At 66.7% G+C, this 15,801-nt stretch carries 15 protein-coding genes; 6 read left to right on the forward strand and 9 right to left on the reverse strand.

What is annotated here, in order from left to right:
• Positions 1-215: 215 nt before the first annotated feature.
• The 4 genes from QPK32_RS11855 to QPK32_RS11870 all read left to right on the forward strand — a co-directional run bounded on the left by QPK32_RS11855 (position 216) and on the right by QPK32_RS11870 (position 4,783).
• Entirely contained in the window at positions 216-1,421 is a 1,206-nt protein-coding gene (locus QPK32_RS11855; RefSeq protein ID WP_290413016.1) for a glycosyltransferase family 4 protein, read from the forward strand.
• A gap of 85 nt (positions 1,422-1,506) precedes the next feature.
• Positions 1,507-2,931, forward strand: coding sequence for a S41 family peptidase (locus QPK32_RS11860; protein WP_290413017.1), 1,425 nt, complete (start codon positions 1,507-1,509; stop codon positions 2,929-2,931).
• A gap of 150 nt (positions 2,932-3,081) precedes the next feature.
• Complete coding sequence (locus tag QPK32_RS11865; RefSeq protein ID WP_290413018.1) at positions 3,082-4,203, forward strand: beta-ketoacyl-ACP synthase III; 1,122 nt, start codon at positions 3,082-3,084, stop codon at positions 4,201-4,203.
• Between the two features lie 160 nt (positions 4,204-4,363).
• Positions 4,364-4,783 (forward strand): hypothetical protein, encoded by a 420-nt coding sequence (locus QPK32_RS11870; protein WP_290413019.1) that lies wholly within the window; start codon positions 4,364-4,366, stop codon positions 4,781-4,783.
• Between the two features lie 144 nt (positions 4,784-4,927).
• On the opposite strand, the gene QPK32_RS11875 is transcribed toward QPK32_RS11870, so the two are convergent.
• From QPK32_RS11875 to QPK32_RS11915, 9 genes are all read right to left on the reverse strand, one after another.
• The gene (locus QPK32_RS11875) at positions 4,928-6,973 is read right to left on the reverse strand and encodes an NADPH-dependent 2,4-dienoyl-CoA reductase (protein ID WP_290413020.1); all 2,046 of its coding nucleotides are present in this window, start codon (positions 6,971-6,973) and stop codon (positions 4,928-4,930) included.
• A 109-nt stretch (positions 6,974-7,082) separates the two neighbouring features.
• The gene (locus tag QPK32_RS11880) at positions 7,083-7,538 is read right to left on the reverse strand and encodes a hypothetical protein (RefSeq protein ID WP_290413021.1); all 456 of its coding nucleotides are present in this window, start codon (positions 7,536-7,538) and stop codon (positions 7,083-7,085) included.
• A 44-nt stretch (positions 7,539-7,582) separates the two neighbouring features.
• The gene (locus tag QPK32_RS11885; RefSeq protein WP_290413022.1) at positions 7,583-8,029 is read right to left on the reverse strand and encodes a DUF2721 domain-containing protein; all 447 of its coding nucleotides are present in this window, start codon (positions 8,027-8,029) and stop codon (positions 7,583-7,585) included.
• Between the two features lie 114 nt (positions 8,030-8,143).
• Positions 8,144-9,100, reverse strand: a complete 957-nt coding sequence (gene pip / locus QPK32_RS11890; RefSeq protein WP_290413023.1) for a prolyl aminopeptidase — start codon at positions 9,098-9,100, stop codon at positions 8,144-8,146.
• A gap of 49 nt (positions 9,101-9,149) precedes the next feature.
• Positions 9,150-10,481: an amino acid deaminase gene (locus tag QPK32_RS11895; RefSeq protein WP_290413024.1), complete on the reverse strand. Its 1,332-nt coding sequence runs from the start codon at positions 10,479-10,481 to the stop codon at positions 9,150-9,152.
• A gap of 22 nt (positions 10,482-10,503) precedes the next feature.
• Positions 10,504-10,887, reverse strand: a complete 384-nt coding sequence (locus tag QPK32_RS11900) for a DUF2750 domain-containing protein (RefSeq protein WP_290413025.1) — start codon at positions 10,885-10,887, stop codon at positions 10,504-10,506.
• Between the two features lie 57 nt (positions 10,888-10,944).
• Positions 10,945-11,664 (reverse strand): AAA family ATPase, encoded by a 720-nt coding sequence (locus QPK32_RS11905; RefSeq protein ID WP_290413026.1) that lies wholly within the window; start codon positions 11,662-11,664, stop codon positions 10,945-10,947.
• A gap of 142 nt (positions 11,665-11,806) precedes the next feature.
• The gene (phbB, locus tag QPK32_RS11910) at positions 11,807-12,547 is read right to left on the reverse strand and encodes an acetoacetyl-CoA reductase (protein ID WP_290413027.1); all 741 of its coding nucleotides are present in this window, start codon (positions 12,545-12,547) and stop codon (positions 11,807-11,809) included.
• 79 nt (positions 12,548-12,626) lie between these two features.
• On the reverse strand, positions 12,627-13,802 hold the full coding sequence (locus tag QPK32_RS11915) for an acetyl-CoA C-acetyltransferase (RefSeq protein ID WP_290413028.1): 1,176 nt from the start codon (positions 13,800-13,802) through the stop codon (positions 12,627-12,629).
• A gap of 348 nt (positions 13,803-14,150) precedes the next feature.
• On the opposite strand from QPK32_RS11915, the gene minC reads away from it, so the two are divergent.
• Both minC and minD read left to right on the forward strand, forming a co-directional pair.
• Positions 14,151-14,942: a septum site-determining protein MinC gene (gene minC / locus QPK32_RS11920; RefSeq protein WP_290413029.1), complete on the forward strand. Its 792-nt coding sequence runs from the start codon at positions 14,151-14,153 to the stop codon at positions 14,940-14,942.
• Positions 14,943-14,984: 42 nt separating this feature from the next.
• A complete protein-coding gene (gene minD / locus QPK32_RS11925; RefSeq protein ID WP_290413030.1) occupies positions 14,985-15,800 on the forward strand; it encodes a septum site-determining protein MinD in 816 nt (271 codons plus the stop codon).
• The last annotated feature ends 1 nt before the right edge of the window (position 15,801 follow it).

Raw genomic sequence — 15,801 nt, forward strand, 5'->3', positions numbered from 1 at the left:
TGCAACCGCGGGCAGGGATCATGGAATTCGCCAGCGCCGAAGTTTCCACTAAGCTAATAACTAGACGAATTTATCATAGATTTCCAGCATGCACGGTTACAATTGGGACATTTGTAGCGCACCGGCGCATTCCGCACGCACGCTTCCATACGGAACGCCAGCGGCTTGCATTCTGGAACATAATAGTCGTCGACCTTTCCATTCCGGCACCTTCCATGAAGCTCCTGACCTTCAGCTCCCTGTTCCCCAATACCGTCAAGCCCAGCCACGGCATCTTCGTCGAGACGCGCCTGCGCTATCTGCTGGGCAGCGGACAAGTCGCGTCCCGGGTCGTGGCGCCGGTGCCGTGGTTTCCGTCCAACAACCCCCGCTTCGGCGACTACGCGGCATTCTCGCGCGTGCCGGCGCACGAGGTCCGCTACGACATCGAGGTCAGCCATCCGCGCTACCCCGTCATTCCCAAGGTCGGCATGACGGTCGCGCCCTGGCTGATGGCGCAGGCGTGCAAGAAAGAGATCGGGCGCATCATCGACGAAGGCTACGATTTCGATGCGATCGATGCCCATTATTTCTATCCGGACGGGGTCGCCGCCGTCATGCTGGGCAAGTATTTCAACAAGCCCGTCGTGATTACCGCGCGCGGCACCGACATCAACCTGATTCCCCAGTATGCCCTGCCGAGGAAGCAATTGATGTGGGCCGCCAACAACGCCGCCGGCATGATCACGGTCTGCAATGCGCTGCGCGACGAAATGATCGGCCTGGGCATCCCGGGCGAGCGCATCGTCGCCCTGCGCAACGGCGTCGACCTGCAGCGCTTCCAGCCGCTGGACCGCCAGGCCGCCCGTGCCAGCCTGGGCATCGACGGGTTCACCGTCATCTCGGTCGGCGTGCTCGATCCGCGCAAGGCGCACGATCTCACCATCGGCGCCCTGCCCATGATGCCGGACGTGAAACTGCTGATCGCGGGCATCGGCCCGGAGCGCAAGAAGCTCGAGGGCCTGGCCGAGCGCCTCGGCGTGGCCGACCGCGTCAAGTTCCTGGGCGCGGTCGCGCAGCCGGAACTGAAGAATTACTACAACGCGGCCGATGCGATGGTGCTCGCGTCCAGCCGCGAAGGCTGGGCCAACGTGCTGCTCGAATCGATGGCCTGCGGCACGCCGGTCGTGGCCAGCAACGTCTGGGGCACCCCGGAAGTCGTGGCGGCGCCGGAAGCGGGCGTGCTGATGAAGGAGCGCACCGCGCGCGGCATCGCCGAGGGCATCGCGGCCCTGCGCGCCGCCTATCCGGACCATGCGGCCACGCGCCGCTATGCGGAAGGCTTCAGCTGGGATGCGACCACCGAGGGCCAGCTGCGCCTGTTCGGCCGCATCATCGGCGAGCGCCGCGCGACGGCGGCCGTGCGGCCGCAGGTGGCCTGAGGGCCGGCCGCAGCGCCCGGGGCGCAGGACGGGTATACTGGGCGGCAGCACACGGCGCGCGCCGTACGACCTACTCCGACATCCCATGCGCCCCACCTTCAAGAATACCGCCCTGGTGACCTTCGGGGCAGTCCTCGGCGTCGCCCTCACGATGCAGTTTTCCGGCCTGGCCGACAAACCCGTCGCCGACGGCATGCCCATCCACGACCTGCGCCAGCTGGCCGACGCCTACCGGCTCATCAAGGCCGACTATGTCGAGCCCGTCGAGGAACGCAAGCTGTTCACCCACGCCATTTCCGGCATGGTGGCCTCGCTCGACCCCCATTCGGCCTACCTCGACCGCGCCGCCTACCGCGAGCTGCGCGAAGGCACCGAAGGCAAGTTCGTCGGCCTGGGCATCGAGATCGGCCACGGCGACGACGGCTACATCCGCATCACGGCCCCGATCGAAGGCTCGCCGGCCGAGCGCGCCGGCATCCTGCCGGGCGACCTGATCGCGCGCATCGACGGCGCCTCCGTGCCCGAGATGACGCTGGACGAGGCCATCAAGCGCATGCGCGGCGAACCGCACACCAAGGTCGTGCTGTCGATCGTGCGCAAGGACGTCAAGGAACCGCTCGAACTGACCATCGTGCGCGACGAGATCGTGCAGAAGAGCGTGAAAGGCAAGATCGCCGCGCCCGGCTATGCCTGGGTGCGCATCTCGCAATTCCAGGAGCCGACCGTGGACGACCTGGCACGCAAGCTGGCCGCCCTGGCGCGCCAGGAGCCGGACCTGAAAGGCCTCGTGCTCGACCTGCGCAACGATCCGGGCGGCCTGCTGCAGAGCGCCATCGGCGTGGCCGCCGCCTTCCTGCCCAAGGGCGCGGAAATCGTCTCGACCAACGGCCAGCTGGCCGATTCCAAGGCAAGGTTCTACGGCCGTCCCGAGTACTACCTGCTCGGCCGCGGCAACGATCCGCTCGCCGGGGTGCCGGAGCTGTTCAAGACGCTGCCCATGGTGGTGCTGGTCAATACCGGCTCGGCCTCGGCCTCGGAAATCGTCGCCGGCGCCCTGCAGGACCACCGGCGCGCGGCCATCGTCGGCAGCCCGACCTTCGGCAAGGGTTCCGTCCAGACCATCCGCCCGCTGGCCGGCGACACGGCCGTCAAGCTGACCACGGCGCGCTACTACACGCCCAGCGGCCGCTCGATCCAGGCGCGCGGCATCCTGCCCGACTTCCCCGTCGACGAGAATGCCGAGGACGACGGCCTGAACGCCCTGCGCATGCGCGAGGCCGACCTGCAGCGCCACCTGTCGAACGACCGCAACGGCGAGGAAGCGACCGACCGCGGCGACCTGGCCGAGCAGATGCGCATCCTGGCGCTGGAACGCACCCGCAAGCCGCTCGAATTCGGCAGCAGCGACGACTTCCAGCTGGGCCAGGCGCTGCGCCACCTGCAGGGCCTGCCGGTGCAGCTGTCGAAACGCGCGGCGCACGTCGCCCCCCTCGCCCGCCACGACCCTTGAGCTTCGTGCAAAGCCCGTACTGACGGGCTTTGTTCAATTAGCACATCCGTTCGGTTTTTCTACCCACGGCGGTTCCCACCGTCAGTACGTTTGTGTAGAATCGGCGAATTCTCGAGAGTTTCCTCTCGTTATCATCCAGGAATGTCTATCATGAAACCTGTCGTCATCAGCGGCACCGGCCTGTTTACGCCCCAGCACTCGATCTCCAACGACGAGCTGGTGACGGCCTTCAATGCCTACGTCGAACTGTTCAATGCCGAGAACGCGGACAAGATCGCGGCCGGCGAAGTCGCCGCGCTAGAACCGTCCAGCAGCGCCTTCATCGAGAAAGCCTCGGGCATCAAGTCGCGCTACGTGATGGAAAAGGCCGGCATCCTCGATCCGACCCACATGACCTCGCGCATCAAGGAGCGTGCCGACGACGAACTGTCGCTGCAGGCCGAGATGTGCGTCGCCGCCGCCCGCCAGGCCCTCGAGCGGGCCGGCCGCAGCGCCGCCGACATCGACATGGTGCTGGTCGCGGCCAGCAATATGCAGCGCGCCTACCCGGCCATGGCCGTCGAGGTGCAGGAAGCGCTGGGCATCGAGGGCTTCGGCTTCGACATGAACGTGGCCTGCTCCTCGGCCACCTTCGCGATCCAGACGGCGGCCGGCGCCGTGCAGACGGGCCAGGCGCGCGCCGTGCTCGTGCTGAATCCGGAAATCACCAGCGCCCACCTGAACTTCCGCGACCGCGACAGCCACTTCATCTTCGGCGACGCCTGCACGGCGATGGTCATCGAAGCGGCGGAAACGGCGACCAGCAGCCACCAGTTCGAGATCCTCGATTCGAAACTGAAGACCAAGTTCTCGAACAATATCCGCAACAACTTCGGCTTCATGAACCGCTTCGACGAGGCCGGCGTCGGCCAGCCCGACAAGCTGTTCCGCCAGCAGGGCCGCAAGGTGTTCAAGGAAGTCTGCCCGATGGCCGCCGAGATGATCCGCGAGACCGTCGAAGGCGCCGGCCTGCAGGTCGAGGACATTGCCCGCTTCTGGCTGCACCAGGCCAACCTGAACATGAACCACCTGATCGTACGCACGCTGCTGGGCCGCGACGCCAGCGAACAGGAAGCGCCGGTGATCCTGGACACCTATGCGAACACCTCGTCGGCCGGTTCCATCATCGCCTTCCACACCCACCAGGACGACCTGGCCGCCGGTACCAATGGCGTGATCTGCTCGTTCGGCGCCGGTTACTCGATCGGTTGCGTGGTGGTCCGCAAGAAGTAATCCTCCCCCTGCTGGAACTACCTTCAATCAACATTCGCCAGAGAAAAAAGGTAGTTCCAGTCCTACAGCGGTGCGCTCCCTCTTCCTCTGGAATACGCGCTTCCCGGCGCGCATGATCCTCCTGTCAGCGCTTCATCGCGCCGCTTTAAGGAGGATCAACATGACCAAGCAAAAAGGCCCGGACAGCACTCGCGCCCGCGGCATCGCCAAGGAAAAAATCGTTCCCGTCGCCGAAGGCAGCCAGCAGCCGCGCGCCCCGGGCTGGGTGGCGCCGGGCGGTGCCAATGTGCAGTCGGCCAATATCGAACAGCAAGGCGCGGCATTGCGCGCACGCGGTTCGCTACAGGGCGGCACGGACGGCCCGGCCGTCCAGCGCACCAGCGCCCGCCAGAGCGCCCAGCGCATGCAGGCGCGCGGCGAGGAAGACCGCCTGAACGCGCCGCGCCAGTCGGGCTACGGCGGCGCGGAACAGCGCCAGGTCAGCGGCGCGGCGCCGCAGCAGAACGCGGACCAGGAGCCGCCGTCGGACTACGTCAGCAAACCCAGCAAGAAGAAGAGCAGTGGAGCGGGGCAGCAGTAGGCCTGCACCCCATGAACGTCGTCCCTGCGCAGGCAGGGACCCAAGCTCTGCGTGCGCTTCGATAGCGCCAGCAAAATTTGGTCCCTGCCTGCGCAGGGAGTCGTTTCCGGCAATGCCGGGAACGACGTGGTCTGGGTGTGGCGGCTATAAACGCGCCGCCAGTTCCGCCCCTTCGCGTATCGCCCTTTTCGCATCCAGTTCCGCCGCCAGCGCCGCCCCGCCGATCTTGTGGAACGCCGGCCCGCCACGCGCGCCCTCGGGCGGCATCAGCTCCGCCAGGCTTTCCTGCCCGGCGCAGATCACGACGTTGTCCACGTCCAGCACCCGGCGTTCGCCGCCGACCGTCATGTGCAACCCCGCGTCGTCGATGCGCTCGTACTGCACGCCGGCCAGCATGGTCACGCCGTGGCGCTGCAGGGTGGCGCGGTGGACCCAGCCCGTAGTCTTGCCCAGGCCCGCGCCCGGACGCGTGGTCTTGCGCTGCAGCAGCCAGATCCTGCGCGCCGGCGTCACCGGATGCGGCGGCGCCAGGCCGCCCGGCGTGGCGACGTGCGGATCGACGCCCCACTCGGCCATCCAGGCATCCACCGGCTGCGGCCGCGGCTGCGTCTGCAAGGGCGCCGCCGCGTGCATCAGGAATTCGGCCGTGTCGAAGCCGATGCCGCCGGCGCCGACGATCGCCACGTTCGCGCCGACCGGCGCGCCGCCGCGCAGCACGTCCAGGTAAGTGAGGACCTTCGGATGGTCGATGCCCTCGATGCGCGGGCGGCGCATCGTCACGCCGGTCGCCACGATCACGTCGTCGTAGCCGCCGGCCAGCAGTTCCTCGCGCGTGACGCGCGCGCCCAGGCGCAGGTCGACGCCGAGCAGTGCCAGCTGGCGCCCGAAGTAACGGATCGTTTCCGCGAATTCCTCCTTGCCGGGAATGCGCATCGCCGTGTTGAACTGGCCGCCGATGCGGTCCTGTGCGTCAAACAGCGTGACGGCATGGCCGCGCTGAGCCGCCACCGTCGCCGCCGACAAGCCGGCCGGCCCGGCGCCGACGACGGCGATGCGGCGCTGCCTGGACGTCGGGCGATAGACGAGCTCCGTCTCGTGGCAGGCGCGCGGATTCACCAGGCAGCTCGCGCGCCGGTTGGCGAAGGTGTGGTCCAGGCAGGCCTGGTTGCAGGCGATGCAGGTGTTGATACGGTCCGCCTGCCCTGCTTGCGCCTTGTTCACCCAGTCCGGATCGGCCAGGAAGGGGCGCGCCATCGACATCAGGTCGGCCTGGCCTTCCGCCAGCAGGCGTTCGGCGTCGTCCGGCATATTGATGCGGTTCGATGCCACCACGGGAATGCGCACGGCCTGTTTCAGGCGCGCCGCGATGGACGCGAAGGCGGCACGGGGCACCGAGGTGACGATGGTCGGGATGCGTGCCTCGTGCCAGCCGTAGCCCGTGTTCAGGATGGTGGCGCCGGCCTCCTCGAGCGCCTGCGCCGTGTGCACGATCTCGTCCCAGGTATTCCCGCCCTCGACCAGGTCGAGCACGGAGTGGCGGAACATGATGATGAAGTCCGGCCCGACCGCCGCGCGGATGCGGCGCACGATCTCCACCGCCAGGCGCATGCGGTTCTCGATGGGGCCGCCCCAGCGGTCGGTGCGGCGGTTGGTGCGGGCGCACAGGAACTGGTTGAGCAAATAGCCTTCGCTGCCCATCACCTCGACGCCGTCGTAGCCGGCGCGCCGCGCCAGCCGCGCGCAGCGGACGTAGGCCGCGATGGTCTTCTCGATGCCGCTCTCGTCCAGCGCCTTCGGCTTGAACGGAGAAATGGGCGACTTCAGGTTCGAGGCCGACACGACCAGCGGCTGGTAGCCGTAGCGGCCCGCGTGCAGGATCTGCAGCAGGATCTTGCCGCCCTCCTCGTGCACGGCGCGGGTGACGCGGCGATGGTTCGGCACGTCGCCGGCGAAGTTCAGCGTGCCGCCGAAGGGCAGCAGCCAGCCCTGGCGGTTGGGCGAGATGCCACCCGTGACGATCAGGCCCACGCCGCCGCGCGCCCGTTCGCGGTAGAACGCGGCCAGCTTGCCGTAATGGTAGAAGCGGTCTTCCAGGCCCGTGTGCATCGAGCCCATGATCACGCGGTTCTTCAGCGTGGTGAAGCCGAGGTCGAGGGGAGACAGGAGATACGGGTAGGCGGTAATGGACATGGACGACAATGTAATCGGCGTCGTCCCTGCGCAGGCAGGGACCCAAGTTCAGCGTCGTCGACACGCGTGCAAGATTGGGTCCCTGCCTGCGCAGGGACGACAGCGTATTTCAGGCCGGATAGCTCTCCGGCGAGCGCAGCTCGGCGAACTGCTCGATGCTGCCGATGCGCACCACGACGGGATTCATGCTGGCCGTGGGCGACAGCGAGCGCCAGGCGAACTTCCATTCCTTTTCGCGCGCCTGCGCACCGTTGGCGGAAAACGCCAGGCCCAGGCGCGAGCGCACGCCGTATTCGACGGGACCGTCGATGCCGGCCCAGTTGGGCAGCGTGCGCTGCACGGCGCGGTGCAGGCGTTCGCCGAATTCCTCGGTGTTGTGGATGACGAGGCAGCTGTCGGCCGGGCCGAGCACGTTGAACAGGCTCTTGTCCCAGGCGGTGGAGAAGGACAGCGTCAGGAAGCCGTTGGCCGGCAGCAGGCGGAACTGGCCGGCGGACAGCGCCTGCTCCAGGTCGCTGCGCATGCCGTAGCGATGCAGGGTCGGGGGACGTTGGTAGTCGTGCATGATGAGTCTCGATTCGTATTCGGTACGGAAAAAAAGGGGCCGCGCTATTCCTGCGGGGCCGTATGGTCGTACATGTGCAGGCGCATGTAACGGAACGAGACGAACACCTCGCGCAGCAGGAACACGAAGCTGGCGATCAGGGCGATCATGGCCAGCACGAACATGCCGGCGATATAGCGGTCCAGCGGGATGTTGGTGGTATCGCCCAGGAACAGGAAGGCGATCACCACGCAGATCAGGAAGCCGCAGATGGTGCTGCCCGTGAGCGCGTAGTTGATCAGCTGCCAGCGCTGGTACAGCACGTCCAGTTCCTCGACGTATTCGGGGCGCTGCTCCTTGCGCAATTCGTCCTGCAGCACCCGGGTGCGGTCGATGACGCGGGCAAGGCGGTTCAGCAGCACCGTCAGCTTGGTGGCGACGCCCGTCAGCAGGAACACGGGGGCGATCGACAGCTGGATGACGTGGCCGATGTCGTTGGTCTGGATATTCATTCCGGTAGCGGGAGGTGATCGTTGTTCTATGTCGTTGTTGCGGGTCGTCGATGCCAGTGTAGCAGTCCGCACCCGGCGGACCGCGTTTCACTGCATCCGCCGCGTTGATCGCCCTTACTCGAAGCGGCCGTGGCGCTTGAACTGTTCGGTGGCGGCGACCAGCGCGCGCGCGATGCCGGTCTCCAGCGCGCCGTGGCCGGCGTCCGGGATCATGCGCAGGCGCGAGCCGGGCCAGGCCTGGTGCAGGCGGTAGGCCGACAGGGGCGGGCAGATGACGTCGTAGCGGCCCTGCACGATCACGGCCGGCAAGTGGTTGATGCGGCCGACGTCGCGCACCAGCTGGTCTTCCTCGATGAACCCGCCGTTGGCCATGTAGTGCGACTCGAGCCGGCCCACGCCCAGGTCGAGCGTGTCGGACGGGTGTTCCTCCTCCTGCGGCAGCAGGAACACGCGGCGGCCCTCGAAGCGGCTCCAGGCGCGTGCCGCCGGCCAGTACTGGTCGGGATCGTCGCACAGCAGGCGGCGGGTGTAGGCGCCGAGCAGGTCGCCCTGCTCTTCCGGCGGCACGTGGGCGGCGAATTCCTCGTACAGCTCGGGATAGAACCAGCGCATGCCGTACAGGAAGAAATCCACTTCGGCCTTCGTGCACAGGAAGATCCCGCGCAGCACGAAGCCGAGGCAGCGCTCCGGATGCGCCTCGCCGTAGGCCAGCGCCAGCGTCGAGCCCCAGGAACCGCCGAACACCAGCCAGCGCTCGATGCCGAACATGGCGCGCAGGCGCTCGATGTCCTCGATCAGCAATTGCGTCGTGTTGTTGCGCCACTCGCCCAGCGGCGTGGACTTGCCGGCGCCGCGCTGGTCGAACAGGATGATGCGGTAGGCGCTGGGGTCGAAGAAGCGGCGGTGCTGGGGCGACAGGCCGGCGCCCGGGCCGCCGTGCAGGAAGATCACCGGGATGCCCTTCGGGTTGCCCACCTCTTCCCAGTAGATCGTGTGCAGCGCGTCGACGGCCAGCATGCCGGAACGGTTCGGGAGGATGGGCGGGAACAGCGACGGTGGCATGACGGACATGGCGATCTTCTGGCGGATGGGGACGGTCGATTGTAGCCGCCCGGCCGCGCTAAAAAAAGGTATTCAGGCCGAAGCGTACCGTGTAGTCGTCGTCGACGCCCAGCAGCAGGTTCCAGCGGTCGAACGTCGTGCAGGGATGCGAGATGCCGCAACCGACCAGGTCGCCCACCGCCAGCAGGCTGCGGATCGGCCCTTCGGGCAGCGCCAGGTAGGCGTGCTGGTCGTTCAGCTTGACGATCGCGCAGCCGGCGGGCAAGGCGCGCGGCAGCCCCGGTCCCGGGCTGTGGTACCGCAGCGGCACGGGCAGGCCGGCATCGTGCGAGGCATCGCGCTTGCCCAGCGCCAGGATCGCCAGGCCGGGCTCGGGGCGCGACAGGACCACGCTCCACAGTTCCAGCGCCGGCAGCAGGCCGTGCGCGGGATCGATGCCTTCGCGCGCGTCGAGCTCGGCGATCGCATCCAGGTAGATGCCATGGTCGCTGCTCACGTAGGAACCGCTGCGCAGCACGGGGCGCAGCGGGCGCGACAGCGCCTGGGCGTCGCGCGCCAGTTCGCCGAAGGCGCGCGCCACCAGGTCGAAGTAGGACGAGCCGCCGGCCGTCAGCAGGATCTCGGGCATGCCGAACAGGCCCTCGTCGTCGGCTTCGCGCACCAGCGCGCACAGGCGCGCCGTGAAATCCGCCACCGCGCGCAAATCGGCCGCGCGGTCGTCCGAGACCAGCAGGCCCTCGTAGCCTTCGAAGCCGGCCAGCGCCAGCCCGGGCGCATGTTCGATGGCGCGCGCCACCGTCAGCGCCTCCTCGGGCGTGCGGCAGCCGGCACGCTTGCCCGCCAGGCCCAGTTCGACCAGCACGGGCAGCGGCCGCGCCTGGACATGGCGCTGCGCTTCCTCGGCCAGGCGCGCCACGCCGGCGAGCGAATCGGCCAGCACGAAGCATTCGAAGTCGGGATCGTCATGCAGCAGCTGCAGCACGGCGCGCACGTCGCTGCGCGCCACCAGCTGGTTGGCGACGATGACGCGGCGCACGCCGAAGCGGTGCGCCACCTGCACCTGCACGGCATTCGCGAGGGTGATGGCCCAGGCGCCGTGCGCGAGCTGGGCGCCGAACAGCTGCGGGCACATGGTGGTCTTGCCGTGCGGCGCCAGCGAGACGGCGTGGCGCGCGCAGAAGTCGCGCATCCATTCCAGGTTGTGGCGCAGGCTGGACGTCTTGAGCACGGCCACCGGGTAGCTGGTGTCGCCGTGCAGCACGTTCCAGCCCTGCACGCCGATGGCGCCCTGGCGCAGCGGCGCCGTGATCGCCAATCCCTTCGTTCCCGGTTGCAGGACCTGTTCTTCCAGGCCCGACAAGGCCAGCCCTCCCGGCTGCAATGCATTCATGGATGTCCTCGGTGAATCAGGTTCATCGGCGCCGCACTTCGTCCTGCAGGTCGGCCTTGAGCAGGCCGGGCGTGGGCATGGTGCCCTTCGAGCCGGGCGTGCGGAAGATGCCGGGAACGAGGCCGTCCTCCTGCAGCCGGGGCAGCAGGTCGTCGAGCAGCTCGTCCAGGCCGAAGGCCTGCGGCGCGTAGCCTTCCCACTCGAATTCGGCGCACAGCAGCGCGAACTCGCGTTCCGGCCACAGCGCGAACACGAGCGTGCCGTCGTCGCGCGTGGCCAGCGCCCAGCCGTTGCGGTACAGGCCCCAGACCTCGCCTGCCTGCGCCACGTGCTCGACGAAATATTCGTAGCGCTGCTGCGCCGGCAGGCGCACCACGTCCTTCACTTGTTCCGCATCGAGTGCCATCGCGTTCCCTCCGTCGGCTCCAGCATACGCCAGGCAGGGGCATCGGCGGCGCAGCGGTCATTCCTCGCCCAGCAACTGCTGCAGGCGGCGCGGATAGTGGTTCAGGAAGTCGCGCGTGACGGCGTAGTGCTCGGTATCCTCGTAGGCCGTCTCGCTGACGCCGCTGCCGTCGAACAGGCAGATCTTGGCGTTCGGATAGGCCAGCAGGATCGGAGAATGGGTCGCGATGATGAACTGGGCGCCTTCCTTCACCAGCCGGTCGATCAGCGCCAGCGCGGCCAGCTGGCGCGTGGGAGACAGCGCCGCTTCCGGTTCGTCCAGCAGGTACAGGCCGTCGCCGCGGAAGCCGAGCATCGTGTCCATGAAGGCTTCGCCGTGCGAGCGCAGGTGCATCGACGGCCTGGGAGAACCGATCTCGTCGAGGTAGGTGAACACGTTGAACAGGCTTTCCGCGCGCAGGAAATAGCTGGAACCGGGCCGCTTCCAGCCCTTGGCCAGGCGCAGCACGCCGTGCAGCGGCGACGTTTCCTGCTGGTTCCGGTGTACGTGGCGCGTGCCGCCCTCGGCCGGCAAGCCGAGCGCCACGGCGATCGCCTCCAGCACCGTCGACTTGCCGGCCCCGTTCTCGCCCACGAAGAAGGTGACGTCGGGATGGGGCAGCAGCACGCCCATGTCGCGCACGGCGGGGATGTTGAAGGGGTAGCGTTGCAGGTCGAGCTCGGCGCGCGGGTCGATGTGGACGGAGCGCAGGTAGGGCTTGGCGGTCAGCGGGGGCATGGGCACTCCGAAAGAGACGCGCAATAAAAAAACGTCGTCCCTGCGCAGGCAGGGACCCAATGTCTGCCGGCGTTACGATAACGCTTGCAAAATTGGGTCCCCGCCTGCGCGGGGACGACGGTTCATGGGCAGAGCGTGCTGCTCAATGCATGTGCTGCCCGCCGTTGATGGCGATATTGGCGCCCGTCACGAACGCCGCTTCGTCCGAGGACAGGTAGGCGACCAGGCCCGCCACTTCTTCCGGCTTGCCCAGGCGGCCCATCGGGATTTGCGGCAGGATCTTGGTTTCCAGCACGTCGGTCGGAATGTCGGTGACCATCTTGGTGCCGATATAGCCCGGCGAGATGGTGTTCACGGTCACGCCCTTGCGCGCCACTTCCAGCGCCAGCGCCTTGGTGAAGCCGTGGATGCCGGCCTTGGCCGCCGAATAGTTGGTCTGGCCGAAGGCGCCCTTCTGGCCGTTGACGGACGAGATGTTGATGATCCGCCCCCAGCCGCGCTCGACCATGCCGTCGGCGACCGGCTTGGTCATGTTGAACACGGAATCGAGATTGGTCTTCATGACCGCATCCCAATTGACCTTGTCCATCTTCTTGAAGGTCATGTCGCGCGTGATGCCGGCGTTATTCACCAGCACGTCGACCGGTCCCACTTCCTGCGTCACCTTGGCCACGCAGGCCTGGGCCGAATCGTAGTCGGACACGTCGCATTCGTAGGCCTTGAAGTCGTGGCCCTGGTCGCGCATGCCGGCCAGCCAGCCCTGGGCTTTCTGGCTGCCCGGCGAGTACGTCGTCACGACCGTATAGCCGAGTGCCGCCAGCTTGATGCAGATCGCTTCGCCGAGACCGCCCATGCCGCCGGTCACTAATGCCACTCTAGCCATTTGTCTTCTCCTAGTTTTTCACTTATGTACGATCGAAACCACAAACACCGTTGTTGAAGCGTGCTGCATCCTGCGTCGATCAGCGCTCGACCGCCAGCGCCACGCCCATGCCGCCGCCGATACACAGGCTGGCCAGCCCCTTCTTCGCATCGCGGCGCACCATCTCGTGCAGCAGCGTGACCAGCACGCGCGCGCCCGAGGCGCCGATCGGGTGGCCCAGCGCGATGGCGCCGCCGTTGACGTTGATCTTCGAGGTATCCCAGCCCATCTGCTTGTTGACGGCGACGGCCTGGGCGGCGAACGCCTCGTTGATTTCCATCAGGTCCACGTCGTCGTGGGTCCAGCCGGCCTTTTCCAGGCACAGGCGGGCGGCGGGGACGGGACCCATGCCCATGATGGCCGGATCCAGGCCGGACATGGCGTAGGCCTTGATGCGGGCCAGCGGGGTCAGGCCCAGTTCCTTGGCCTTCGAGGCCGACATCATGATCACGGCCGCGGCGCCGTCGTTCAGGCCGGAGGCGTTGCCGGCGGTGACGCTGCCTTCCTTGTTGAACGCGGGACGCAGGCTGGCCAGGCCTTCCAGCGTGGCGCCGTGCTTCGGATACTCGTCCGTGTCGAACACGGTCGTGCCCTTCTTGGAGACGATCTCGACCGGGACGATCTCGTCCTTGAACTTGCCGTCCTTCATGGCGGCCTCGGCCTTCAGCTGCGACTGCAGCGCGAATTCGTCCTGTTCGGCGCGCGTGATCTCGTATTTCTTGGCGACGTTCTCGGCCGTGACGCCCATGTGGTACTGGTTGTACACGTCCCACAGGCCGTCCACGATCATCGTGTCGGTGAGCTTGGCGTCGCCCATGCGGAAACCGTCGCGCGAGCCGTTCAGCACGTGCGGCGAGGCGCTCATGTTTTCCTGGCCGCCGGCGATGACGATGGAGGCGTCGCCGCTCTTGATGGCCTGGGCCGCCAGGTGGGTGGCGCGCAGGCCGGAGCCGCACACCACGTTCAGGGTCGAGGCCGGCACGGTATTCGGCAGGCCGGCCTTGATGACGGCCTGGCGCGCGGGGTTCTGGCCGGCGCCGGCGGTCAGCACCTGGCCCATGATGACTTCGCTCACCGAGGCCGGATCGATGCCGGTCTTGGCGAGCAGGTGCTTGATCACCGTGGCGCCCAGCTCGGTGGCGGGAATCTTCGACAATGTGCCGCCGAACTTGCCGATTGCGGTACGGCCGGCGGCCACGATTACGACGTCTTCCATATCAGTCTCCGGTAACCCGGCCCGGTGGCCGGGGTGTTCAATGATGGACATCCCTACTTTTCACATTCCCTCGCGCATGGCCTTGCATGTTTTTGCACATGCTTCGACGGAAGCCAACAATCTTAGTCGGTTTGCTAGTGGGTTATTTAAGCGAAATCAATCTTATCAGCTTATTCAGCGCCGCTATCGGAGATTCGGTGCAAGAGTGTTATTGCCGAGCATGTTTTTCTGTTCCGTTTTTATTCACGGAAACACCCCTTGCCGGGCATATAAACGGGGGCCGAATCCTTTCCCGTTTCATGAAATTTCAAAGTAGAATGCTCGGGCTAGCGCCACTCAGAATGCCTTATGCCTAAAACCTCGAGTTCCCTGCCCATCGAAATCAAGATTTCCACGGTCGTGGCCATTTCGACCATCCTGCACTCGGCCGATCCGATCGCGATCGATGCCGCCTTGCAGCAGATGACGGGGGGCGTGTCGGACTTTTTCGAGGATGAATTCGCCGTCATCGACATCGCGGGCATCGCCGACGACGCCGCCCAGATCGATTGGGAAAGCCTGGTCGCGCTGCTCAAGCGCTACCGCCTGAACGCGGTGGCGGTGCGCGGCGCCCCGGCGGCGCTGCACGAAGTGATCCGCGCCCACGACCTGTTCCTGGACGACGGCACCAGCGGCCTGCAGGCGGGCGCGCGCGAAGAGGCGGAAAAGCAGGTCGAGACGCCGGCCGAACCGGCGCCCGCGCCGGCGGCGGCAGCCCCGGCAGCGGCGCCCCAGCCGGCCGCCCTGACGGCGGCCATGATCGTCGACACCCCGGTGCGCGCCGGCCAGCGCATCTATGCGCGCGGCACCGACCTGATCGTCACCGCGGTGGTCAACAATGGCGCGGAACTGATCGCCGACGGCAGCATCCACGTGTATGCGCCGCTGCACGGCCGCGCGCTGGCGGGCGCCTCGGGCAATGCGGGAGCGCGTATCTTCGCCCTGTCGCTGGAGCCGGAACTGGTGTCGATCGCCGGCGTGTATCGCACCTTCGACGAGGGCGTCCCGCCCGAAATGTCGCGCCAGCCGGTACAAATCCGTTTGGTCGGCGACCGAATCGATATATCATCGCTGGGTTCGGCAACTCGCACGAGCGCCTGATCCTGCGGCACTGACCAGATACTGTTAAGGACTCACTATTTCATGGCAAGAATTATCGTTGTTACGTCCGGCAAGGGCGGTGTGGGCAAGACTACTTCGAGCGCCAGTTTCTCGACCGGCCTGGCGCTGCGCGGCCACAAGACCGCGGTGATCGACTTCGACGTCGGCTTGCGTAACCTCGACCTGATCATGGGTTGCGAGCGCCGCGTCGTGTACGACCTGATCAACGTGATCAATCGTGAAGCCAGCCTGACCCAGGCGCTGATCAAGGACAAGCACTGCGAGAACCTGTTCATCCTGCCGGCCTCGCAGACGCGCGACAAGGACGCGCTGAGCGAGGAAGGCGTCGAGCGCGTGCTCAACGAGATGATCCAGATGGGCTTCGAGTACATCATCTGCGATTCGCCGGCCGGCATCGAGCACGGCGCCCTGATGGCGCTGACCTTCGCCGACGAGGCGATCATCGTCACCAACCCGGAAGTGTCGTCGGTGCGCGATTCCGACCGCATCCTGGGCATCCTGCAGGCCAAGTCGCGCCGCGCCCAGAGCGGCGGCGAGCCGGTCAAGGAACACCTGTTGATCACCCGCTATTCGCCGCGCCGCGTCGAAGCGGACGAAATGCTGTCCTACGAGGACGTGCAGGAAATCCTGCGCATTCCCCTGATCGGCATCATCCCGGAATCCGAAGCGGTGCTGCATGCATCGAACCAGGGCAACCCGGCGATCCATTTCAAGGAAACCGACGTGGCCCAGGCCTACCAGGACGTCGTGTCGCGCTTCCTTGGCGAAGAAATTCCGCTGCGCTTCACCAACTACGAAAAGCCTGGTCTGCTGCAGCGATTGTTTGGAGCAAAGTAAT

Origin of the sequence: Massilia sp. YIM B02763, from assembly GCF_030412015.1 — a bacterium.
Taxonomy (GTDB): domain Bacteria; phylum Pseudomonadota; class Gammaproteobacteria; order Burkholderiales; family Burkholderiaceae_D; genus Telluria.

Excerpts from the sequence above, each read along its gene's own strand:
- QPK32_RS11855 (WP_290413016.1), top strand. The coding sequence starts at position 216 with ATGAAGCTCCTGACCTTCAGCTCCCTGTTCCCCAATACCGTCAAGCCC.
- QPK32_RS11860 (WP_290413017.1), top strand. The coding sequence starts at position 1,507 with ATGCGCCCCACCTTCAAGAATACCGCCCTGGTGACCTTCGGGGCAGTC.
- QPK32_RS11865 (WP_290413018.1), top strand. The coding sequence starts at position 3,082 with ATGAAACCTGTCGTCATCAGCGGCACCGGCCTGTTTACGCCCCAGCAC.
- QPK32_RS11870 (WP_290413019.1), top strand. The coding sequence starts at position 4,364 with ATGACCAAGCAAAAAGGCCCGGACAGCACTCGCGCCCGCGGCATCGCC.
- QPK32_RS11875 (WP_290413020.1), bottom strand. The coding sequence starts at position 6,973 with ATGTCCATTACCGCCTACCCGTATCTCCTGTCTCCCCTCGACCTCGGC.
- QPK32_RS11880 (WP_290413021.1), bottom strand. The coding sequence starts at position 7,538 with ATGCACGACTACCAACGTCCCCCGACCCTGCATCGCTACGGCATGCGC.
- QPK32_RS11885 (WP_290413022.1), bottom strand. The coding sequence starts at position 8,029 with ATGAATATCCAGACCAACGACATCGGCCACGTCATCCAGCTGTCGATC.
- pip (WP_290413023.1), bottom strand. The coding sequence starts at position 9,100 with ATGTCCGTCATGCCACCGTCGCTGTTCCCGCCCATCCTCCCGAACCGT.
- QPK32_RS11895 (WP_290413024.1), bottom strand. The coding sequence starts at position 10,481 with ATGAATGCATTGCAGCCGGGAGGGCTGGCCTTGTCGGGCCTGGAAGAA.
- QPK32_RS11900 (WP_290413025.1), bottom strand. The coding sequence starts at position 10,887 with ATGGCACTCGATGCGGAACAAGTGAAGGACGTGGTGCGCCTGCCGGCG.
- QPK32_RS11905 (WP_290413026.1), bottom strand. The coding sequence starts at position 11,664 with ATGCCCCCGCTGACCGCCAAGCCCTACCTGCGCTCCGTCCACATCGAC.
- phbB (WP_290413027.1), bottom strand. The coding sequence starts at position 12,547 with ATGGCTAGAGTGGCATTAGTGACCGGCGGCATGGGCGGTCTCGGCGAA.
- QPK32_RS11915 (WP_290413028.1), bottom strand. The coding sequence starts at position 13,802 with ATGGAAGACGTCGTAATCGTGGCCGCCGGCCGTACCGCAATCGGCAAG.
- minC (WP_290413029.1), top strand. The coding sequence starts at position 14,151 with ATGCCTAAAACCTCGAGTTCCCTGCCCATCGAAATCAAGATTTCCACG.
- minD (WP_290413030.1), top strand. The coding sequence starts at position 14,985 with ATGGCAAGAATTATCGTTGTTACGTCCGGCAAGGGCGGTGTGGGCAAG.